Annotated in this window: 18 protein-coding genes and 1 pseudogene; 4 read left to right on the forward strand and 15 right to left on the reverse strand. The window is 48.7% G+C overall.

Translation table 11 applies throughout. The features are described 5' to 3' along the window. Window positions 1–228: pseudogene (locus JNC77_RS11180) on the forward strand (DDE-type integrase/transposase/recombinase); the annotation flags it as partial. Here JNC77_RS11180 and JNC77_RS11185 read toward each other — a convergent pair. After that, a complete protein-coding gene (locus JNC77_RS11185) occupies window positions 213–935 on the reverse strand; it encodes an MFS transporter (RefSeq protein ID WP_374832481.1) in 723 nt (240 codons plus the stop codon). The pseudogene JNC77_RS11180 and the gene JNC77_RS11185 overlap by 16 nt on opposite strands. 132 nt (window positions 936–1,067) lie before the next feature. Here JNC77_RS11185 and JNC77_RS11190 point away from each other — a divergent pair, with 132 nt between their 5' ends. Next, window positions 1,068–1,976 (forward strand): LysR family transcriptional regulator, encoded by a 909-nt coding sequence (locus JNC77_RS11190; RefSeq protein WP_374832483.1) that lies wholly within the window; start codon window positions 1,068–1,070, stop codon window positions 1,974–1,976. 17 nt (window positions 1,977–1,993) lie between these two features. On the opposite strand, the gene JNC77_RS11195 is transcribed toward JNC77_RS11190, so the two are convergent. Both JNC77_RS11195 and JNC77_RS11200 read right to left on the reverse strand, forming a co-directional pair. Continuing rightward, a complete protein-coding gene (locus JNC77_RS11195; protein ID WP_374832725.1) occupies window positions 1,994–2,383 on the reverse strand; it encodes an amino acid-binding ACT domain-containing protein in 390 nt (129 codons plus the stop codon). A 1-nt stretch (window position 2,384) separates the two neighbouring features. Further along, window positions 2,385–2,738 (reverse strand): antibiotic biosynthesis monooxygenase family protein, encoded by a 354-nt coding sequence (locus JNC77_RS11200; RefSeq protein ID WP_374832485.1) that lies wholly within the window; start codon window positions 2,736–2,738, stop codon window positions 2,385–2,387. A gap of 71 nt (window positions 2,739–2,809) precedes the next feature. On the opposite strand from JNC77_RS11200, the gene JNC77_RS11205 reads away from it, so the two are divergent. Beyond that, window positions 2,810–3,490, forward strand: a complete 681-nt coding sequence (locus tag JNC77_RS11205; protein WP_374832487.1) for an ArsR/SmtB family transcription factor — start codon at window positions 2,810–2,812, stop codon at window positions 3,488–3,490. 30 nt (window positions 3,491–3,520) lie between these two features. Here JNC77_RS11205 and JNC77_RS11210 read toward each other — a convergent pair whose 3' ends face one another. The 11 genes from JNC77_RS11210 to JNC77_RS11260 all read right to left on the reverse strand — a co-directional run bounded on the left by JNC77_RS11210 (window position 3,521) and on the right by JNC77_RS11260 (window position 21,406). After that, complete coding sequence (locus JNC77_RS11210; RefSeq protein WP_374832489.1) at window positions 3,521–7,006, reverse strand: AAA family ATPase; 3,486 nt, start codon at window positions 7,004–7,006, stop codon at window positions 3,521–3,523. Window positions 7,007–7,009: 3 nt separating this feature from the next. Next, a complete protein-coding gene (locus JNC77_RS11215) occupies window positions 7,010–8,278 on the reverse strand; it encodes a metallophosphoesterase family protein (RefSeq protein ID WP_374832491.1) in 1,269 nt (422 codons plus the stop codon). A 231-nt stretch (window positions 8,279–8,509) separates the two neighbouring features. Continuing rightward, entirely contained in the window at window positions 8,510–9,637 is a 1,128-nt protein-coding gene (locus tag JNC77_RS11220; RefSeq protein ID WP_374832493.1) for an LLM class flavin-dependent oxidoreductase, read from the reverse strand. Between the two features lie 262 nt (window positions 9,638–9,899). After that, entirely contained in the window at window positions 9,900–12,236 is a 2,337-nt protein-coding gene (locus tag JNC77_RS11225) for a penicillin acylase family protein (protein WP_374832495.1), read from the reverse strand. Window positions 12,237–12,329: 93 nt separating this feature from the next. Beyond that, window positions 12,330–13,463 (reverse strand): M20/M25/M40 family metallo-hydrolase, encoded by a 1,134-nt coding sequence (locus JNC77_RS11230; protein ID WP_374832497.1) that lies wholly within the window; start codon window positions 13,461–13,463, stop codon window positions 12,330–12,332. After that, window positions 13,460–14,641: a M20 aminoacylase family protein gene (locus tag JNC77_RS11235; RefSeq protein WP_374832499.1), complete on the reverse strand. Its 1,182-nt coding sequence runs from the start codon at window positions 14,639–14,641 to the stop codon at window positions 13,460–13,462. Before JNC77_RS11235 ends, JNC77_RS11230 begins: the two co-directional genes overlap by 4 nt. A gap of 68 nt (window positions 14,642–14,709) precedes the next feature. After that, entirely contained in the window at window positions 14,710–16,356 is a 1,647-nt protein-coding gene (locus JNC77_RS11240; RefSeq protein ID WP_374832501.1) for an ABC transporter ATP-binding protein, read from the reverse strand. Between the two features lies 1 nt (window position 16,357). Next, window positions 16,358–17,239 carry an ABC transporter permease gene (locus tag JNC77_RS11245; protein WP_374832503.1) on the reverse strand — a complete coding sequence of 294 codons (882 nt, stop codon included), beginning with the start codon at window positions 17,237–17,239 and terminating at the stop codon, window positions 16,358–16,360. Beyond that, complete coding sequence (locus JNC77_RS11250; protein WP_374832505.1) at window positions 17,239–18,180, reverse strand: ABC transporter permease; 942 nt, start codon at window positions 18,178–18,180, stop codon at window positions 17,239–17,241. The genes JNC77_RS11245 and JNC77_RS11250 overlap by 1 nt, the downstream gene beginning before the upstream one ends. A 92-nt stretch (window positions 18,181–18,272) precedes the next feature. Then, entirely contained in the window at window positions 18,273–19,880 is a 1,608-nt protein-coding gene (locus tag JNC77_RS11255; RefSeq protein ID WP_374832507.1) for an ABC transporter substrate-binding protein, read from the reverse strand. 26 nt (window positions 19,881–19,906) lie between these two features. Then, window positions 19,907–21,406: a M81 family metallopeptidase gene (locus JNC77_RS11260; protein WP_374832509.1), complete on the reverse strand. Its 1,500-nt coding sequence runs from the start codon at window positions 21,404–21,406 to the stop codon at window positions 19,907–19,909. A 136-nt stretch (window positions 21,407–21,542) separates the two neighbouring features. Here JNC77_RS11260 and JNC77_RS11265 point away from each other — a divergent pair, with 136 nt between their 5' ends. Further along, a complete protein-coding gene (locus JNC77_RS11265) occupies window positions 21,543–22,364 on the forward strand; it encodes an IclR family transcriptional regulator (RefSeq protein ID WP_374832511.1) in 822 nt (273 codons plus the stop codon). Between the two features lie 65 nt (window positions 22,365–22,429). On the opposite strand, the gene JNC77_RS11270 is transcribed toward JNC77_RS11265, so the two are convergent. Continuing rightward, entirely contained in the window at window positions 22,430–23,716 is a 1,287-nt protein-coding gene (locus JNC77_RS11270) for an acyl-CoA thioesterase/bile acid-CoA:amino acid N-acyltransferase family protein (protein ID WP_374832513.1), read from the reverse strand. Window positions 23,717–23,719 lie beyond the last annotated feature (3 nt).

Consider the following 23,719-nt stretch of genomic DNA (forward strand, 5'->3'; position numbering starts at 1 on the left):
TTATTCTCCAGACGTATTGTTGGATGGGCGACGAGTGACAGGCTCAAAAAAGATCTGGCGTTGACGGCTTTAAGCAGAGCAATTGCTCTTCGCAGACCACCTCCTGGCTTGATCCACCATTCGGATCGCGGCAGTCAATATTGCTCATATGACTATCAAACGTTATTGGGTAAGTACCACATCCTCATATCAATGAGCGGTAAAGGTAATTGTTATGACAATGTCATGGCAAGCGAATAGGCCGCCAAAGTTGCTGCAAGCAGAACAGTTCCTGTCCAGTCAAAATTGCGTAGTGATGCTGATTGCTTGGGCGCATCAACTGAGGCAGGCAGATAAGCATGCACCAGAAAATATGCCAGCACGCATAGCGGGATATTGATCCAGAACATCGCCTGCCAACCAATACTGGCCAGCAAAAATGCACCCAAAGAAGGCCCAAGCGCAATGCCGAATGAAACCATGGTTGATAAAACGCCCATCGCAAAACCAGTGCGGTTTTTCGGGAAAACCTCCCCGACAAAAGCGAAAGACAAAGCTATCAAAATGGCTCCGCCAACGCCTTGAAGTGCACGGCCGACAATCAGCATTGGCAAATTTACAGAGAGAGCACAAATGGCAGAAGCCATCATAAAAATACCAAGCCCCCAAAGGTAAAGGCGCTTTTTGCCAAGCTGATCACCAAAACGACCAACACCGACGATTAAGGCCGTCACGACCAGCAGATAACTGACCACCACCCATTGAATGGCACCGAAAGTTGTATCAAATTCACTGACCAACTGCGGCAATGCAACATTGATAATATTCGTGCCTAATTGCGACAAGAGAATTGCCAGAGAAAGCCCCGTCAGTACCATGCCTGAACGTATCGGCTGAATTGGTGACTCGCTTGGTGGCTCGCTTGGCAAAATTCCTGTTTGAGAAATTTGTGTCATTATATTTTTTCCGTTTCAAAAGCCTTGGGAGAAGGCTCTTCTGGGAAAAAACATAAACCTGCAATTGAATTGTTTACAGTGCAATGATGGAATTATATAATTGCACCAAATGCAATCTGGATTATAATTCACATGTCCGACAAACGCCTTTCGCAAATCGATATGAATCTGCTCATCACGCTCGATGCCCTGCTGTCTGAAGGCAGCGTCGCAGGTGCGGCACAACGCATGAATCTCAGCGCACCGGCAATGAGTCGCCAGCTGACACGTATCCGCGAATTATTTGACGATCCCATTCTTGTGCGAGCCGGCCGTGGCCTTGTGCCAACACCAAGGGCAGAAGAATTGCGTGAGCGTTTGCGCCAATTTGTGCTTAGCGCGGAAATGTTGGTGCGTGGTGAGCGCGACATTGACCCGCAGCAATTGGAGCGCACTTTTACAGTGCGTTCCAATGATGGTTTTGTCGGTGCTTATGGTGCCGCCATTGCCCAAGCCGTTTTTAAGGAAGCCGCCAAAGTCCGGCTTTATTTTGCCCCGCAGGGCAATGAAGATGTTGAAGCCTTGCGTGAAGGCAAGGTTGATCTTGATATTGGCGTTATTGGCGCAATGGGCCCTGAAGTGCGGTTGCAGGCTTTATTTCATGACCGGTTTATAGGTGTTGTGCGTCACGATCACCCAATAGCCAAGGCGGGCGCATCTTTAGAAAATTTTGTCGCTTATCCGCATGTATCCGTCTCGCGGCGCGGACGTTTTGATGGCCCAATCGACAAAGCACTGGCGACACATGGCATGAGCCGCACTGTCAGTCTGGCGGTTGCCAGCTTTTCCGAGAGTTTGGAGATTGTTCGCCGCAGTGATTATATCGCGGCGATGCCTGATCACCTCACTTATAATGCTAGACGCGATTTGTTTTCATTTCCTCTGCCGGTGGATGCGGATGCCCTTGCGATATCGCAAGCCTGGCATCCGCGCATTGACGCAGATCCGGCACATCGCTGGCTCAGAGCCCTCATCCGACGAATTTGCACGGTGCCGGTTTGAGAGAGTATCATTATACTTTAAACGGCAATCGCCCATTCGCGCGTGGCAATATCGGCCTTTTCAAAATCGTCACAAATGAGTATCAGGCGATTATAATGGTCTGAATATTGCGTTAAAATCTCAACGCTTTGTTGACGCAGCGCTCTGGCAATCGCACCTAACTGACCAGGCGTACCTTGTTTTAGCTTTCGGATTAACGGGCGTTTTATTGCAACAGCACGAATATTGGCAGCCTTTGCTGCTGCCCAGGCACCCTCACCGTCTTTAAACAGAAAATGAGCCGTTATTTTATCACCACTCTTAAAAACACCCCCACCCTCAAACGGAATAGCAGCACGTCCCATCGCTTCGCCAAGCCTTGCCAAACCATCGGGATCGTTGGTTAAATCAAACTCGATATCAAACACTTTATACAACCTTTTCATGAACTCTACGGCTGTCGGACGGCGCTTCATCCCGTTCATTCATGCCGTAATCACGCAAAACACATGCAACGCGTAGGCGGTAATGATTGAAAACATGATCACGCCCCGCTGCCTGCACCTGACGATGCAGCGAAAGGTTACGCCAGTTCTTAACCGCCTCTTCATCGCGCCAAAAAGACAAAGATAAAACCTTATCGGGTATAGTCAGACTCCGGAAACGCTCAATTGAAATAAAGCCCTCGATATCATTCAAAAGCGGGCGCAATTGTGCAGCCAAGTCCAGATATTCATTTTGTTTATCTTGCGACATCTCCACCTCAAAAATAACGGCAATCATGGATTTTCCTTTCTCGTTGTAAGTCAGTTTAGCCAATTGACCAATAAAGATGGTTCGATTAACGTCGAATTATGACCGAAGGCCCCAACATTGCCCGTATTGCTGCCCTTGTGGCTGATCCTGCCCGCAGTTCCATGCTGCTGGGGCTAATGGATGGGCGTGCGTTAACTGCGACAGAACTTGCGCACATTGCCGGCGTTACAAAGCAAACAGCAAGTAGCCATCTTGCCAAGTTGGTTGAAGGAGGCGTGGTCACTGTCGAAGCGCAAGGTCGCCATCGCTATTTCAGATTAATGGGTGAACATGTCGCTACTCTGCTTGAAGCTTTAATGGTTTTTACGCATGAAAATACTGCGCTAAAACCTGCTCGAACCATACGAACCGGCCCCAGTGATTTAAGTCTACGTAAGGCACGTATTTGTTATGATCACTTGGCTGGTGAAATGGGTGTCACACTCTATGATCATATGATTGCACAAAATTGGCTCAATGAAGATTTGACTATATCTCCAAAGGGCTGGGAAAAGCTTGCCCTCATAGGCATCCATGAAAGCGCCCTGCCTCCGAGTAACAGGTCGCTATGCCGTGCTTGTCTGGACTGGAGCCAGCGGCGCCATCATCTGGCCGGCCGGATCGGAAAAACAATATTGGAGCGTTTGATTGCCCAGACATGGGCAAGGCGTTTGCCTCAATCCCGCATCGTCAGCTTCTCGCCTGAAGGCGAAAGACGGTTTTTAGCTTGGTTACAATAAAACCTGCAAATACTGTTCACCAGATAATGCTCATCCTTGCAGATTATGCAAACTAACCGACGGACAAATATCTTTGGCTATTTCGCATAAATGACGGTGATGGGTCAGATATATTACCTGCCCCGCCTCAGCCATTTGGGAAAAAATTCGTAAAGTCTCTTCGGCGCGGAAATCATCAAAGCTTTCCATAATATCATCCGCAATAAATGGCAGCGCCGGACGCTCACGCACAAATTCATAGTAACCGGCCACTCGTAATGCCAGATAAAGCTGGAAGCGCGTACCTTTTGATAATTCCTGTGCTTCGCGTGAACTGCCATCGGCAGCGCGCGCGATCAAAATTTCACCCTCTTTACCCGGTTGAGTTGCAAGTCCTGAATAATCGCCACGGCTGATCGTACTGAAAGCTTCAGATGCACGCTCCATCATCGAAGAGCGATGCTTGTCACGATAAGCTTTCAAACCTTCTTCAGCAGCGGCTATACCAATACGCAATTGCAGATAATTGCGCGCCCCCTCTTCAATTTCCAATAAAATGGTGCGACGCCGCTCTTCAATGGCAGCAATCTTGTTATCGCCGCCAACAGCTGCAATTTTATCTTCTGCTTGATTTTTAGCGAGATAAAGTTCCTGACAACGCCCATCAATGTCTTCACTTTTTGCTCTTAATTCCGTCAATTCTGCTTCAACGATATCACGCACCAACAACTCAAGTTGTTGTTCAGCAGCTTGTGCATTTTCACAACCAAGCATCGAAATCAGCTCGGATTCAGCATCCTCAATATAGGATTTAAGCTCCGCACGCTCTTGCACTTGTGCAAGCTTTTCCAATAATGCTTCCAGCGTCTCGACATGAAAGACTTTTGTTTTTTCAACCTTGGTCGCCAATAGAATAGCTTGGGAGGACGAAATTTCCCTCTCTCGCTGCGCCGCTTCTTCTAATGCTTCCAACAATTTTCGCCGACGTTCATCGGCATTCACGGCCGTTTTATTGGCTTCTTGCAATTGGTGCGCGAGATCGAGCGGTTCAAAATTTTCATCGTCAAATCCAGCCTGAAGGCTCAAATTTTGTACCTGCAAGCGGAATTGTTTTTGATCTTCTTCCATCTTGTCGATGCGGTCAGCAAGCGAAGATTGCTTTTCCAGCACGGCTTCCAGATCACGCATCAGCGGCAGTATTTCACGCACAAATGCCAGTTCAACCGGGTCACCATTCTGCTCCAACCAACAGGATGCACATGTCTCAAGCCATTGTTTTTGCCACGCCTGATCATCTTGCTGCGCTAGATTTAATGCCTGCACGCGGCGGTGTAACTCTTCTTCCGATTTGCTGCGCGCAAGTTGCAGTTTTTGCCACTCACTTTCGCGTTCAATCAGAACGGAGGCGCGCGCAATCAAATTTTGCAATGACAGATTTTCAGCGCTATCGAAGGAAAGTCCAGCCTGTGCCAGGACGTTTTTCATCCGCTCAACAGCTTCGATTTCTTCGTCATTCACAGCCTTTAGCTTGCGCTCCGCAGTCAATAGCTGCGTGTGGGTTTCCAAAGCCTGTTCTCTCTTTGCCAACCAATCATCAAGATTATCAATCGTTAAATATCCAACAAGCTGTGGCGACATTTTTTCAAGCAGAACATCCATCCATTGCTGAAGCGAGCCAAACTCTTTTCCCGCTGTTTGAAGTGTACTTTCTGCGCGTTTTAATTCGTCATCGGTAAGTTTATGATCATGGGTTAATTGCTGTAGCCTCGTCAAATCGCTGATCTGCGAAATCCGGCTTGATTGAACCTGATCATCTTGGCGTAAAACATGCTCAAACTTGTCCGCAGAGACCTGATCCAATTGCCGGCGATGGTTTGCCCATGCCTCTTCTCTTTCGCGCCGGATTGCAAGTGCCACATGATCATCGACCAAGCCCTGTGCGAGCCTCAGCGCATCTTTTTCACTTTGCAACTGCGCCAAACGACTATTCAAGCGGGCAACATCCTGTTTACATTGCTTGATATGATCTTTTTGCGCCGATATTTCTGCTTTATGGCGCTGCACAACTGCCCTATCAGGCACAATCATAACCGCTAAGTGCTCGGCTCCCTCGTCATAAGGACGAAGCCGATCAAGACGCGATAGAAGCGCCGCTTGTAATTCGGCTAAATTTTCTTTTAAATTTTGCTGACGCACATGATGATCGGACAATCGTGATCGCGCCACCAAATCTTGCAATTCATGCAGCACCGAGCTATCAAATTCAAATGTCTGATCGTCATCCAAACCGTCTTTATGTTGTATCTTTAAAAGCTTTGCCTGCTGCTCGGCATTCACCAGTTCTGACTGTGCAGCTTTCAATGCAATATCAAGGCCGGAGCGCGCCTCAAGCAGAGTGCTGAATTGACCTGCGACACGAGCAGAAAGCACCAGATTTTGCGGGTTTTTCTCATTTTCACGATCTAAGCGTCGTAAAATTCCCTGCAATATGCCTTGCAATTCCCGCGCTTCCAAGCGTCGTTCAGGCAGATCTTTGACCGCGGTTAAAAAGCGCGCCCGTAAATCTTCCAGTGCCTCAAGGCGTCCTGTCAATTGCAGCGCATTCTCATCCACTTCGATTGCTTCGATCTGACTGCGCAAACGCTCCATTTCACCAGTTAAAGATTGCATCTGCACACGCAACTCAATCTCTTGCCGGTGCAATTGCTGCACATCTGCCGTCCAGTCTTGTGGTGGTTGCGGCAAATCTAGCAACGGTGCCAAACGTTCACGCAAACGTTTTAAGCTCGCCAATCGCGGCAAAGCATTAAGCTGTTTTTCGAGCGCTGCAATACGCAATCGGATCGTATTGCGCTCAGCATTCACCTCTTGATATTGATTGGTTGCCTGATCACGGTTTTTGATCAGTTGCGCAAAATCAGCAGCAAAAACATCAAATTGCTCACGCTCGGCTTTTAAATCAGCCAACTGTGCTTTCAATGCCTGCAATTGGCTGTTGCGACCACGAAATTTATAAAACAAATCCGCTTCACTGCGCAGTTCCGTCAGTCTATTGCTTAATTGTGCCAAGCCTGCACTGGCAGAGAAAAGCAACTCGCCCAGATCACCTTTACTGGCCAGAATATTCTCGCCGCCTTGCTCCAGCGTTTCATCATTCAATGAAAACATTGTACGGTAACTGTCGCGTTCAATTGCGCCAATATCAGCGCGTATCGCACTTTCCGGCAATGGCCGGCCTTGCGCGTCCAGCAAACTATTATTCGGCCGCTTGATACGGACAAACTCTTTTGTCTCACCATTAACCTCAAGCAACCCGCCAAGTTGCATCGTGTTATAGGGATGAATAAAATTATAAGAACTTTGCGCGCCTATACCGAAAATCAGATCCAGCAGACCGGAAAAAAGCGTTGATTTTCCTGCTTCATTCGGCCCGTAAATGATGTGAAAGTCCGGTTTTTTGTCTGTTTTTGTACCAAATTCAATCTGTTTATCAGTAAATTTGCCATAACGGGTGAGGTCAAAACGTTGTAATCGCATTTTTTAAGCCTCACTCTCATCAGATTGAAGCCGTGCGATAACATTTTCCGCACCCACTTTAACCAGACCATCAATGATGGCTTGAAACTCCCCCTCGTCCTGCCCGAATATGTCTCGACATTCCGGTGGCAATTGCGCTTTCAGTTCATCCGCCATTTTTTGTGCATTGAGCTGAAAAGAAGGCGTTGTTAAAATATCCTGCTTCACGAGTTGATAAAGATCATACAACGGGTCGCTATTATCCTTTGTATGATCTTTTAACGGCTGGCAGGCAACTTCCAGTTTTTCAACCCATGTCCTTCCAATAGAAGCCGCTTTCGCTTCCAATTCCGCCAACAGCAAATCCGCATCACGGCGTATGCGCCATGCTAAAGCCGTGTGGCCGGTCAAATACACACGAAACACGCCATGTTCAGCCTGTACTTGTGCCGTTTTTTTATGTAGCTCATCACCGATAAATTGAACCAGTTGTGGCCATTCAGACAAGTCACTAACATTGACATCTAACCGCTCAAACTGTGCAATACTGGTAACATGCTCAACAATTTCAACAGAGCGATCATTGTTGACGGTTACGAGGCTTACCGATTTTGCACCAGCCTCATTAATGTCACGTCCCTGCGGCATGCCGGGCATCACGATTGCACAAACACCTTCAACAAGACTGCGCTTATGAATATGCCCTAAAGCCCAATATTGAAAACCGCTTTCCTGCAAATCCTTGATACTGCATGGCGCATAAAGATCATGGCCTTCGCTTCCGGCCAAACTTGTATGTAAAAGCCCGATATTAAATGCGCCAATCTGCGGCTGCTTATATTTAGGAAGCAAACTATCCGGCGCATGAGCCTGCGCAAAACTCAAGCCATGAATGCAAATCGGAAAAGACGTTCCATCATGGTCAATTTCCACCATTTCCGCACGTCCGCCAAAGAGTTTTACACTCTCAGGCAGCACCAATTCTTTGGTGATACGCGACAAAGCATCATGATTGCCACGAATAATGAAAGTGCTGATTTGAGCATCATTCAGCCGTCTTAATTGTTCATGCAAAAAACGCGCGGTTTTCATCGATGTCTGATCTCCGTCATAAAGATCACCGGCAATCAGCAATGCATCTACTTGTTGTTCAAGACATAGATCAATTATGCGTACAAAAGCCTGCCGCGTTGCATTACCGATCAGTTCTGCCAATTCGCTATTGCGCAATGCAAGCGAGCGCAGCGGCGAATCCAAATGAATGTCGGCAGCATGTACAAAACGAAAAGTCACAACAATTCCAACACGTTCAAATTAATCAACGCCAGTGCAAAGATTGCGCCAGCGTCCCATTTTTTCTTATTCCTTTGGAGCAGAAAAAACACCATTTAGCAATGACGGCTTGTCGTTTGTCCAATCAGGCCAGCGGCTTTATTCCAAACCGCCAGCCTGACGGCTGAAATCACTTCAGACCTTTTCCTGCCCGTCACGATTAATATTGGAAGATTGATCTGTATCAGCCCATCAACCTGCTTTTTCGCTCGTTTCAACCGGAATAACCTTGCGGTGCTTTCCGTCAGGGCCTTGTGCCTTCAAACTGGCATGGCTTGGCGGATCACTTGGAATATGAGCCGGACGGCGCGCCTCAAACTCTTTACGGAGCACCGGCACCACTTCCGTTCCCAAAAGTTCGATTTGCTCCAGCACCATTTCTTCCGGCAAACCAGCATGGTCCACAAGAAAAAGCTGACGCTGATAATGACCGGCATAATCGGCAAAGCTCAATGTCCGCTCAATCACCTGCTCCGGTGAGCCGACGGTCAGCGGGGTCATTTGCGTGAACTCTTCCAGCGAAGGGCCATGGCCATAGACCGGAGCCTTATCAAAGTAAGGACGGAATTTCGCAACCGCGTCCTGACTGTTTTTCTGCATAAACACATGACCACCCAGACCAACAATCGCCTGATCGGCACTGCCGTGGCCGTAATGTTCAAAACGCGAGCGATAAAGATTGATCATCTGCTCGGTATGTTCTTTGTTCCAGAAGATATTATTGGCGAAAAATCCATCGCCATAGAATGCAGCCTGTTCGGCAATTTCGGTGCTGCGGATAGAACCATGCCAGACAAATGGCGGCGTATCATCAAGCGGTGCCGGTGCCAGTGTAAAACCACGCAATGGCGTACGGAACTGACCTTCCCAATCCACAATCCTTTCCCGCCATAAACGGCGCAGCAAATGATAATTTTCAATGGCCATCGGAATACCCTGACGGATATCTTTGCCGAACCACGGATAAACCGGCCCCGTATTGCCGCGTCCCATCATCAGATCTACACGGCCATCGGCCAGATGCTGGAGTACTGAAAAATCTTCGGCAATTTTCACCGGATCATTGGTGGTAATCAACGTTGTTGCGGTGGTCAGCTGAATCTTGCTGGTTTTAGCCGCAATCCAACCCAGCATCGTTGTCGGCGATGAAGGCACAAATGGCGGATTATGATGTTCGCCGGTAGCGAACACATCCAAACCAACCTCTTCTGCCTTCAAAGCATATTTCATCATGGCCTTAAGACGCTGATGCTCGGTTGGTGTATGATTGTTGGTTGGATCAGTTGTCAGATCACCGACAGTAAAAATTCCAAACTGCATAATAACACCCGTATAATGATAGCTGCGTCAACGCAGTCAAATATAAAGTGAGCGCCATAACGCTCTTGTCAGGTTCTATATAATGCAGTTGTCGGGGAATTAACCCATCAACGTTAGAGACAGATTGTCAACAAATCGGCATCGATGCAAAGCTTTTACAATAAACATCGCCAATTAAGCACCGCATCAACTATTCAAAGTCTCAGGGGCAGCCTGAAAGATCATTTCAGCTGCCTCTGAATATCCGGCAATTATCTTTAATTTACTTGGAAACCAGCTTGATTTGCGTAGCAGTTACCTTTTCGACCGCAATTTGCGAATAAACAAGCGGAACATGTTTTGCCTGATGCCAGTTTTGTAACAGATCACCATAATGATCCGACATCGGCACACCAGATTGCCCCGGATTGTTCACAAATAAGCTATTATCCCATTCACCGACATCAATAACCATCCGAACCGAAGGACCGGATGTAACCGAAAAATCGCTCAAACGATAATTTGCCAAATTCAGCGTTGAACTAGAACCGCCTACAGGCACAGTTGCCATCGACCAATCTTTATCAGTCAATGATTGCAACGGATGACGCAGGCTTAAATTGTGGATTTTACCCCAGTTCCATTCATTGAGATCATTGCCCAGCAATTGGCGGCATTCTATCATCGCATCCGCCAGACTTTGCGCCAATTGTGTTGTGAGCTCATGTGTTACTTCGGCATTTTCCAGCCAAGCCACGACATTTTGCGAGTCAAACGGCATCAGCATGGCCATAATTTGTTCAGTCGCACCTGACTTTTGTGCAACCAGCTTGCCCAAATGCTTGCTGAACCAAACTTCAAAAAGTGCGGCTGCGCCCGAAGAAGCAGCCAAATTACCATCAAAATCATGCAAGATTTGCCATGCTTCATTGGCATTTTCTTCATTGAAAAATACTTGCAGACGTTTAATTGCACGCGCAGCTATCGGTGAAAAAGTCGACACCTGCAAATTGACGCAATCAGCCAATGAGATTGGTTTAGTGCGTGATAATTCACGATATAATGTATCCTGACGGCTGCTATCTGCCCATTCATAACCGATAGCCGGATTGTTGGCCGTCCATTCTGGCGGAATATTCAAAGCATTGGCTGTGGCGACGAAACCGCAGGACGGATTAACCGCAACAGGGCCAGCATCAGGCGCCAGATAACCATTCCACTCATATTGACCATTGCCAAGAACCGGCAGAAGGCCATCCCAATTGTCACGAATTGGTGTTGCTCCTGATGGTTTCCAGACAATTGTATTCGCCGTATCAGCATAAATATGATTGACCGACGGACAGCCCCATCCTTCAAGCGCCTTAAAATAGTCCGGATAATTTTTGGCCTTCATCACCGAAAGGCTTGCCATATAAGGCGCCATACCGGCATCCATCCATACGGTTCGAAGGGCGAAGGCACGATTATTATCTTTATCCTGATAAAGAACTGGGCCATGACGGGTAAACTTAAATTCCACCTCCTGATCCGGATAACCCTTCACCGGAATAGTTTCTTTAATGGTGGTCATTTCTTCCCAACCATCAGCATATGCATATTGATCGGGCGCGTTTTCATGCGTGTCATAGACATAAATATCTTCTTGATCAGCACCGAAGATCGTCAGACCAAAGGCTGCGGTTCCGTTATGTCCCATGGAAATTCCAGGCACCATCGGTTCCCCTGCACCAATGACATCCAAGCCCGGCATAGTCAGATGAACCACATAACGGATCGACGGCAATACATGGGTGCGATGCGGATCAAGCGATAAAATCGGACGGCCAGTGCTGGTTTTATCCGCAGAAATTGCCCAATTGTTGGAGCCTTCTTCAAAAGGTGCACGATCAATTTCACCTGCAGGCGTCACAGCCGTCCAAAACCGTGCTTCATCAAGTGTTGCCTCAAGGCGCTCTTTGGAAAAATTAACCGGACTGACGGCCAGACGGAAATCACGTAATACCCTGTCTGTCACAACAGCCGGATCCAAGCCTTCAACCGGTTGCGGCACATTGCCAAGCACCAGTTGTTTGCGCAATAAATCAAGCTTCGCGCCAAGCTCTTTGCCGGCTGCGGCCATAATTTTTGCGCGCAATAATTCTGATGTCGCATTCATCACCAGCGAGTGACTGCGCACCCGCACGACATCTTCTGCTGCCCAATGATCGGGCTTGGTACCAAGCAGCTCAAATTCAGGCGGCAGCGCAATTTCACCGCTCAGACAGCCGTCAACATAAGCATTTATCCCTTTGGCAAAAGCTGTGCAGATTTCCTGTGAATCCTCACCGTAAGCCTGCCATTCAGGTTTCATATCTTCGCGATACAAAAACAAACGTGCGGCTTTATCCTGCTCCAGATAGCCGGGGCCAAAATCGCGCGCCAACAAACCAAGTCCGCGTTTTCGCGCCAGATCAACTTGCCATAAACGATCGCGTGCGGCATTCCATCCTTGTGCAAAAAACAAATCATGCAGATTTTCTGCTCTGATATGTGCAACACCCCAATGATCAATATTGATCGTGACGTCTTTTTCTAAACCCGTCACACGGGTTGCAGCTAAATTGATTGCCCCGGACATAGATATTCTCCAATTATTTCCAAGCAAGTCATTGTTCGGAAATAGTAAAAAAACGGTTCGGATTTTCATAATCCGAACCGTTGTTATCAGACTTTATTCGAGGTTTAAAAACAAGCCCGCATGGAGACGCGCGCGTTCAACCAGACTATCTTCGAAAATATGCTCGCCCAATGTGTGTAACCCGGCACCACGCACACCGATGGAATCCAGTGTCGGCACGCCCAAAGCACCGGTGAAATTACCATCTGAGCCGCCGCCAAAGCTTTGATGGCTCATGGTGAACCCGATTTCTTTGGCAATTTCATTGGCAAAATGGAATAGCTTCATGTCCTGCGGTTGATCCGGTTCCCAAACCGGTCTTGTCACACCACGCGTAACAATCAATTCCACATCGTTTCGGGTGCCCGCCAAAGCCATGATACGGGCAACACCGTCATCGAGACTTTGCTGGGTTTTGGACATGCTCAATGCTTCAGCCTTGCAATTGGAAGAAACGCAGTTGACCCATTGTCCGGCCTGAATAACCCCGACCGAAAATGTGCAGTCGTCATTGGTCAGGTCTTCAATCTCCACGATCTTTTCAGCCATCAAACGTATGGCAGAACGGCCATCTTTCAAATAAGCACCGGCATGGTTCGGGCGACCGATCGTCTCCAAATTATAGCGTGCAATGGCATAACGACCAACAACTGCGCCGCCATCTTCACGCGCTGGCTCCGGCACCAATACATATTTATTTTTCAATGCCTCCTGTTCAATGAGATCACGCGTTGAAGGTGTTCCGACCTCTTCATCGGGTGTCAGCAAAAACGTCACCGGCAATTTGGTTGTTAATCCGCTTCTTGCAATCTGACGCATAGCTTCAAGTGCTACAAAATTACCGCCCTTCATATCCTGAATACCGGGACCGTAAATTTTGCCGCCTTCACGGCGATATGGGTTGATATCAATCACACCCAACGGGTGAACCGTATCCAGATGACCGGAAACCATAATGCCGGGCTTACCTTGATCGGAATGCGGAAATTTAGCCCGCAAAGAGCCGCCATACCCCATCCTTCCGGGAATAAATTCAATAGCCGCACCAGCAGCGGCAAAATCATAAGCTGCCGCTTCAACCATGCGATTAACCGCACTTGCATCGAAAGTCGGGCTTTCTGTTTCAATCCAAACCCGCAATCGGGCAATCATATCATCGAGATCAAATGTTAACTTACCGGCACTCATGCTGCTAATTCCTTGATGACTGGCAAACGTGTTTCGACAATGCGTGCATAGATGGAAGAGCCGATCGGCAAGGTTGCCGGATCGAGCATAAAGGCGGGATTATGCAAGGCTGCTTGTCCGGCATGCATCACATTGATGTAAGCGCCCGGCACTTGTGCCAGCATATCGGCAAAGTCTTCACTGCCCATAAATGCCGGACAATCATCGCTGACATTTTCCTCACCCAACACATCGCGTGCTGCCGCCAGATAAGCATCCGACAATTCATGATCGTTACGCAAAACATCAAAAACATTGCGAAGATCAACATCCACTTTAATACCGTAGCTAATTGCAACACCTGCGCAAAGTTCACGCATACGCTGCTCGGCAAGCGCGCAAACCTGCTTGTCAAAATAGCGGATTGTGCCGGTAATGGTGGCAACTTCCGGCACAATATTATAGGCACTGCCGGTATGAAACTGGGTGCAGGAAAGCACGCAAGCGTCCGTTGCCGAAATGTTGCGTGAAACAATGGTCTGCAATTGACCAATCAGATCAGCACCAATCACCAATACGTCACGCGCATTATGGGGCTGTGCTGCATGGCTGCCCTTGCCGGTCAGTTTAATGTCAAAAAAGCTGGCGCCAGCCATAGCCGCACCTTTACGAAGGGCGGCTTTGCCGAGTTGCCCCATTGGCTGATTATGCATACCGTAAATTTCATCGCATGGAAAACGTTGAAACAACCCTTCATCAATCATACGACGCGCTCCGCCCAATCCCTCTTCGGCAGGTTGGAAAATAAAGACAACAGTACCTTCAAAATTGCGTGTTGCCGCCAAATATTGCGCAGCACCCAACAGCATTGTCGTGTGGCCATCATGGCCGCAAGCATGCATGCGCCCCGGATTTTGCGATGTATAAGAAACACCCGAAATTTCATCAATCGGCAATGCATCCATATCAGCACGCAAACCAATACGGCGATTGCTATGGTGACGGCCTTTCAAAATACCGACAACGCCTGTCGCGGCAATATCGGTATGAACTTCATCAAAACCCCATTCTTCCAACAGTTTTTTGACCACGCCTGCGGCATGTTGCTCTTCAAAACCGATTTGCGGATGGCGATGCAAATCCTCAAAAACCGCACGCATTTGGTCGGCTTTTTCTTCGATAAAAGGTATAATGCCCATAATTGCATTCCTGTCTGACAAAGGATGATAATTTCGATAAAGGCGCAGGCTCCCCCTACGTCTTTACATCAGGCTGCAGGTCGTCCTGCTGCAAAATCCCAGAAACGTCCGGGCGCTGCCTCAATGAGGGAGCGTGTATATTCATGAGATGGACGACCAAGCACATCGGCGGCTTTGCCCTGCTCAACCACTTGACCACGCTGCATCACCAGCACTTCATCACAAATTTGTGCGGCGACCCGCAAATCATGGGTAATGAAAATAATGGCAATGTCCGTTTCTTTTTGCAGCTCCGCCAGCAAATCCAAGACTTGCGCCTGCACTGAAACATCCAGCGCCGAAACTGCTTCATCCGCCACCAGAATATCCGGCCTCAAGGCTACCGCCCGGGCAATGGCAATACGTTGGCGCTGACCACCGGAAAACTGATGCGGATAGCGCTTCAATGAATCTTCCGGCAGTGACACAATTTTCAACAGGCGCTTGGCTTCGCGGACTGCTTCATCATAAGGAACCCCGTAATTGAGCGGCCCTTCCGTCAAGCTTTGCTCGATTGTCCAGCGCGGATTGAGCGAACGGAACGGATCTTGAAACACCACTTGAAGCTTTTGGCGAAACGGTTTCATTTCGCGCCGGCCAAGATGTGCAATATTACGGCCATCAATGATAATTTCGCCTTCTGTCGGCTCAATCAACCGCATGATAGAACGGGCAACTGTTGTTTTGCCGGAACCGGATTCACCAACAATACCAAGTGTTTTTCCCGGTTGCAGATCAAAGCTGACATCACGAGAAGCTCGCGTTCCCGCTTTCATGCGAAACAGACCGCCAACCTTATAGGTCATGCCGAGATCACGTACCTTAATAACAGCTTCGCTTGTCACCTCTTCACGTGCTTCCCGCGGATTGAGGCTTGGCACCGAGGCAAGCAGATCTTTGGTATATTGTTGCTGCGGATTTGTTAAAACATCACGGATTGTCCCGTATTCAACAATTTCACCGCTTCGCATCACACAAACCCGATCAGCAATTTCGGCGACCACTCCCATATCATGGGTAATAAACAACACCGCCGTTCCGTGCTTTTCCTGCAATTCGGCAATCAGTGCCAGAATTTGCTTTTGTGTTGTTACATCCAATGCGGTTGTCGGTTCATCGGCAATCAGCACAGCAGGCTCCAGAATGAGCGCCATCGCGATCATGATACGTTGACGCTGACCACCGGAAAGCTGATGTGGATAACTTTGATAAATACGCTCCACATCCGGCAGATGAACCTGCTCCATAATATTGATCACCTTCGCTCGCTTTTCGGCGGCCGAAAGATTGGTATGAACATCCAGCACTTCAGTGATCTGCTCACCTACCCTGATAACCGGATTAAGCGCTGTCATCGGCTCCTGAAAGATCATAGAAACACGGGTCGCGCGCATTTTCTTCATCTCGGCAACCGATAACTTCAAAAGATCGGTTCCATCCAGCTTGATCGAGCCACTTTTTACCAAAAGCGCGCCTTTCGGCAAAAGCCCCATCACGGTCAAGGATGTCACCGATTTGCCGGAACCGGATTCACCCACCAAACAAAGGGTTTCACCTTTACGGATATTAAAGCTCACACTGCCCAAAACAGGCGTGCCACTTGGAAGACCGATCATCAGATCTTCCACTTCCAGCACAACAGGCTCGCCGGAGAAATCACGATTTCTTAATTCCATGTCAGCCCTCCCGTTTTTTCAAACGCGGATCAAGCATATCGCGCGCGGTATCGCCCAACAGATTGATCGACAAAACACATAAAGTGAGCAGCAAACCCGGCCACAAAACAATAGATGGTTTGATGCGGAAAAACTGACGCCCTTCAGCCATAATATTGCCCCAGGTCGGAATTTCCGTGCTGATACCAGCGCCCAAAAAGGACAAAATCGCTTCAGTCAAAATCGCCGAGGCCACAATATAAGTGCCCTGTACAATCAGCGGTGCCATAGTGTTTGGCAACAAATGACGAAACAAGATTTTCGGTGTACTAGAGCCAAGAGCAAGGGCGGCTTCCACATATGGCTCTTCGCGCGCTGTCAAAATGACCGCGCGCACCAAACGCACCACGCGCGGCACTTCCGGTATGGTAATAGCGACAATCACCGAACCGATTGAAGGGCCATTAAGCGCCACCAATGCGATAGCAATCAAAATGGACGGCATTGCCATCAAAGCATCCATCATGCGCATGATGATTGCATCTGCGGGGCGGAAAAACCCTGCAATCAGGCCGATAAAGGCACCTGCAATAATTGAAGCAACAGCTGCCAGAACACCAATCAAGAGCGATATGCGCCCGCCTAAAATCATACGGGAGAAAAGATCACGACCGTAATTATCCGTGCCGAGAATATACTCATCCGATGGCGGCTTAAGCCGCATCAAAGGGTTCATCGCCAGCGGGTCATGCGGTGCGATCCACGGCGAAATCAATGTTACAAAGATAATTGCAGCTAATAAGAAAGCGGCAATCAGCGGCCCGATACCAACGCGTGCGACGCGTGGCAACGAGAAAAAGCGCAGCATCCAATGCATGCCGGCTGATGTCTGTTCTGTACGCATCAATAACGGATCCTCGGGTCAAACAATGTGTATGAAAGGTCAATCAGCAGATTGACAAAAACATAAAGCGCGCTGGTTAAAAGGATCATCGCCTGAATAACCGGATAATCGCGTGCCAAAACGGCATCTACAGTCAAACGCCCAATACCCGGAATATTGAAGATGCTCTCCGTTACCACTACACCGGAAATCAACAGTGCAAAGCCGGTACCAACGATTGTGACGACTGGAACGGCTGCATTTTTCAAAGCATGCACAAAAAGAAGCCTGCGATCGCTTACACCTTTTGCCCGTGCGGTGCGGATATAATCCTCCCCCAGCACATCAAGCATGGCGGCACGGGTCATACGTGCAATCAACGCAATGTAGATGGATGCAAGTGTCAGAGCCGGCAAAATAGCACGCTCCAGAAAACCACCCAGCCCCGACGAAATCGGCCTGAACCCTTGCACCGGCAACCAGCCAAGATTGACCGAGAAAATCAATAGCAAGACATAACCGACCAAGAAAACGGGTACAGAAAAACCAAGGACTGAAAAGCTCATCACCAGATAATCAACCCATGTGCGGTGACGCCATGCAGCAATCACGCCCATAGGTATTGCAACTAGAATAGCAATGATGATGGTGAGGATGGCGATTGATATTGTTGGGCCAATACGCGATGAAACCATATCCAATACGGGAATACCAGAAATCAACGATGTACCCAAATCACCCTGGAAAATCTTGCCCATCCATGTGAAATATTGCGTCAAAATCGGCTCATTCAGCCCCATCGCTTCACGAATACGATCAAGCTGTTCGGTCGTTGCGGCATCGCCTGCCAAAATAGCAGCCGGGTCACCTGGAGTGAGACGCAGGAGAAGGAATACAAAAATCGATACCAGCAACAATACCGGTATGAGAGAGAGAATTCTTTTTAACAGATAAACAGCCATATGCGGATCCCGCTTGAGGCGAAGCCGGTTTAATCCGGCTTCGCATGGAACTGGAAATTATCGTTTTAAGAAAAACGAAACGCTAAGGCAGCTTATTCTTCCGCTTTCTTTAAATTCCAGAAAACCGGAACCGGTGCGCCAATCATGTCGACCACATTGGAGCGACGTGCCTGTGGCGGGTTATATTCACCGAGCGGAATATAGAGAACATTCGCAAATGTGTGATCTTGAATTTTCTCGATAATTGCTTTCTGTTCTTCCGGTGTTTTTGCTGCAATATACTCTTTTTTCAGCGCTTCGATCTTGTCATCCTGCGGCCAGCCAAACCAGCCCTGATCACCACGGCCATTGAGCATCACCGAATTCAAAGGTGTAGCAATTTCCGGAATCTGCCAATTGGTGAAGAACATGTTCCAACCACCCTTTGACGGCTCATCTTTGGAAGCGCGACGCCCGACCAAAGTCTGCCAATCCATCGGTTGCATATCCACTTTGAAACCAGCAGCGCGCAATTGCTGCGCAGCTACGACCGGCTGCGGGCTCAAACTGCTCACATCAGTCGGCTGCATCAAAACAACAGGCGTTCCATCATAACCGGCTTTTTCAAGAAGCTTTTTGGCTTCTTCAACATTACCGGCACCAACAAGACTTTCAGAACCTATATCGGTTGCATTTGGTGTGCCGCATCCAAAAATTGCCCCGCATGTGTGGTAGTAATTAGGATCCGCCATCAAAGCAGCCAGAACAGGCTCTTGTGACATCGCCAATAAGGCTGCACGGCGAATATCGGGATTATCAAAAGGTGCATGTTTGAAATTCAAACGCCCCATTGTCTGATATCCAAGCGGATCACGCTGCTCGAGCACGACGCTGTCATCACCATCAAAGAGCGGCACCAGATCAACCGGCACCTGTTCGATATAATCGATCTCCCCGCTCATCAGTGCATTGGCCGCTGTTTGGGCGTCCGTCATTGTCACCCAACGTACCTTGTCGACATTGACAACTTTACCGCCTGCCATCCAGCTTGCCGGTTCTTCGCGCGGAACATAATCCTCAAACTTGGCATATGTGACACCGACGCCCGGCTGAAACTCTTCCGCCACAAATTTAAAAGGACCGGAACCGATATGTTCGGTAATGGCCGTATCGGCAGAGGTCGCAGCAATACGTGCAGGCATAATGAATGGCGGCAGTGCCGACTGCTTGGCCAATGTATCAAGGAAAGGTGCAAATGGTTCTTTCAGTGTCCAGACAATGGTTTTGTCATCACCAGCCTTCAAATTATCGGTGATATCCATCACCAGCTGACCACCGGAATCGCGCTTTGCCCAACGCTCCAAGGATGCAACCACATCTGCGGATGTCACCGGCGCACCATCATGGAACTTCAAACCGTCACGAAGGGTGAAAGTATAGACTTTCCCATCGTCTGAGACTTCCCAATCAGCCATCTGCGGCTGAGGTTTGAAGTTTTCATCGACAGCAACCAATACGTCATAAATCATATAGGCATGGTCGCGGGTAATATGCGCGGTCGTGATAACCGGATCAAGCATGCGCAAATCAGAATGCATAACAGCGGTCAGTGTTGTTTCCGACCATGCATGGCTCGCACTCAACGCAATAAAGGATGCGGCAAGACCATATTTAAACTTACGGAGAATAGGCCTAGATTGTGTTGGTTTAAAAAACTGCATCTATATGGTTCCCCTAAAGATTGTTATTATGACGTGAATTCTGCTCCCAGCGGCTCAAGGCGAAGGCCTGAACGTAGTTTTCTCCATGATAATTGTGCAGGACTGAGCGGCATGGCGCCCGGAGCTGTGCAAACCAGTAGTTTTTCTGCAATCGGCGCGAAATCTGCACGAAAATGCACCGAACTTTTATTGACCAAAATGGCCTGTTGTTCCGGCTCGATCCCGACCATGCGATAAAGTTCACGATCGGCCATCTGTGCCAGATTTGTGGTGACGACAATTCGGGTACCGCCCAGCCGCAAGCAGGCAGACAACCCCATATCCAGCCATGCCCCGCCGTAATAAGGGCCAGTTGCATGAGCTTTACCGTCTGATAATTTTTCGACAACAAAACGCGCTATGAAAGGCTCGTCACCTTCAATGCCCGATTTACCGCCGAGTGAAATTTCAATCTCTTCTCCTTCACCTGCTTCATGCGCAGCCTTTGCAGCAGCTGCATCATGAATACAGCCAATGGCTGCTCGTTCCGCTCCGCATTGAACAAGTGCCCGCAACATGCCGGTTGTATCAGAACTGCCGCCCGCGCCCGGATTATCTTGCGTATCAGCAATCACAATAGGACGGCTGGCATTTTGAGCCAGTTCCATGGCTTTTTTAACGCCTTCCACCGGCTTATAGGCTGTACCTGCAAAAGCAGACTCGGCATCGACCAGTGCCTTGGCGATAATGTCTGCTTGTTGTTTGACGACTTGCTCATTCCAGCCATAAGCAAAAACGGAAGAACCGCATTCCGCAAAATCGGCTGCCGGAAAGCCCATAAAAAGCGAGGCCGTTTCCACGTCGGCAGGCAAATTGTCCGTCATGTTATAAAGATTTTTAGCAGGCTGTTCATCCGTACACTGCCATGCAATGGGTATCAGATAGTCGCCTTGCCGCATTGTTTTATGCCAGTTATTTTTGCCCTTCAGCATCAGTGCATCAAGCGCTTTTGCCGAACGATAACCTGTCTCGGCCATATCAATATGCGGATAGGTACGAAACCCCACCATCACATCCGCATGTTCAAACATTTTTTTGGTAATATTGCCATGAAGATCAAGCGCAACTGCAAGCGGTTCATGCGGGCGCACCGCGCGTACACGCGCCAATAATTCGCCCTCACCATCATCAATATGCTCGGCAACCATTGCACCATGCAAATCAATGAAAATACCATCGAGATCGCCACAATCACGTAAGCCTTCGATAATTTCGGTCACGATCGTTTCATAGGCATCTTTTGTAACAGGCGCTGACGGAATAGCGCCCGCCCATAAAATCGGCACTACGTCCCAACTTGCCTCTTTGGCATATTTTAAAGCGCCAGCAATGCCGAGATTAATATCGACTGCATTTTTTAATATATCTTTCCCACGTGACAGCGGAATATATCCACCGCCCTGCTCAAACGCCGCCATATTTGCAGGATTAGCTGCAAATGTATTGGTTTCATGTAAGAAGCCGGCAACAGCAACGCGTTTGGACACGTATATTCCTCCGTTTTTTATAAGTGTCCCCTCAGACACATGGTGTATCTCTTAGCGATACACTTGTATTGTTTTTAATCCTAAGTGATAATTTTGATACTTGTCAATCAATGAATCTGCATTAATGGTTTTGCACATGAACAGATTTAGAGACCTACGCGGTATATCGACATTCAGCCCCGAAGATGCGGATGCTTTCAAAGATGACCCATTGTTTTTGCGCTCGGTTGCAAGAACAGTGGCCGTTATGATGGCGTTTCAAAATGCCCGCCATCCTTTGTCACTGTCTCAGGTGGCTGCTGAGGCAGGCATTGACCGCAGTGCAGCGCAACGCATTATTCACTCATTGATGAAACTCGACATGCTAAGCCGCGACCCTGAAGATCGCGGTTATCTGCCCGGCATGCGCGTGTTGGACATGACCCATGACCTCTTGCGCCTCAATCCCATGTTGCAACGGGCCAATCCGGTTCTATTGCAGCTTAGACGACGGGTCAGGGAGCGTGTGGATCTCTCACTTTTTGATGATGTACGGGTGATTTATGCCTTGCGTATGCCATCCAAACACGAAACATTCAATGCGACCATCGTCGGCAATACAGTGCCGACCTATTGCACCGCGGGCGGCATCGCCGTGCTTGCCCGCTTGCCCGATGAAAAGATTGCAGACATTGTCGGCCGCTCTGACTTAACACCTTTTACCCAACATACTTTGCGTGATCTCGACGGTGTCATGCAGTATGTGAACGCAACACGAAAACGCGGTCATTCCATTTTATTGCGACAACTTTTAAACCACGAAATTGCTATGGGTGCAGCAATTACCGATGCCAAAGGAATACCCGTTGGCGCCATCCATGTGGCTGGTAATTTGCAGGAATGGACAGAAGAGGAATTCAGCAATAATTTCGGGCTGCTGCTGCAAACAGCGGCCAAAACCATTTCCGAACACGCCTGAATGTCATGATTATTAACATTCAGGCCGTCTATAACTTAAAAAACGGCCTGAATGATTTTTTCCATTTAGTTTTTATCAGCCGTTGCTTGTTGCAGGAACTGTAATACTGCCTGCCATGAACCTTCATTGGCTTGTGCATTATGCTTGGCATCTCCGCCCATTGTCGTCAGATTGCCGTTGACCGGATGCGCGTGGACGATCTGTGTCGCAGGCACATAAGGAAACAGGATCGAATGGCCTGCTTCCGGCAGATTATACCATTCCACTGGAAAAGCATGTTGAGCGGCCAGCAAGCTCGATTGCACCAGCAGAGAATAATAATCTGACGGCCATGCGCCATCATCACCACCGGAAATCAGCATGACCGGGCCTGCAATTTTCTCAACCGGAATACGTGCAATACGCATTGCCTCCGGATCAGCCAATGCGGTGCGCATGGCAAGGCTGTTGCGGCGCGGCTGCTCGCCGTCATCATAAGGCTTCCAGCTGGCAAAACGGTTATTATCCCAGATATGGGTCAGCGGTTTGCCCTGATAAAGCCAGCATGGACCATCGCGCCCCAAAGCAGGATCAGCTGCGGCCTGTCCGCCATGCACAAAAGCACTTGGAACATAGCCAATAACGGCCGACACTTTTTCAGGAAAGGTTGCGCCCAGCAGCAAGACAAGTTCGCCGCCGCGTGACTGGCCGCTGATCGCAACAAAATCATCCTTCGGTTTGACGGCTTCACGCAGCCAATCAAGACCTTCTTCAAAATATTCCAACGGGGTGTTGGAAATATATTTCGGCAAGCCTTCCGCACCAAAATAACCAAGTGCCAAAGCATGATAACCACGAGACGCATAAAGAGCTGCGCGTGGTTCATTAATGCCGCCGCCCGAGCCATTCATGATCATGACAGCAGGAGCTGGTTTGTCACCGGCCGCACGGTAAAGCGTGCCGACAAGGCCATTGACCCGTACCTCTTCGCGCGTGACACCGTCCGCCATTAATGTTTGAATGAGACGCGCATCAGCGCTTTCACCACCATCATATGCGCTGATTTTGGTTTCGAGCGGCTGCGAAAGATCTTTATTGAACTGCGGCAGCATGCCTTCGCGGCCATGATGCTGCGACCAGATCAGCCCCATCGCCGACACGCCCTGATAATCACCCGTAAGCGGTGCATCACGGGTGAGATCAACAGTGCCTTGCGCATCCGCTTCAAAAACGGCTTCGCTTGTCCAGTCAAAGCCTGCACGATTGGTCAGGCTCTGAATCGTGATTTTGGCCAGAGGCGTTGCGCCGGATATAATAATCCGGCGCTCCACATCAATCAGCGCAACCTCTGGTTCAACTGATATTTTCAACATTAT

Origin of the sequence: Paenochrobactrum pullorum, from assembly GCF_041929845.1 — a bacterium.
In the GTDB taxonomy this organism is placed as follows: domain Bacteria; phylum Pseudomonadota; class Alphaproteobacteria; order Rhizobiales; family Rhizobiaceae; genus Paenochrobactrum; species Paenochrobactrum pullorum.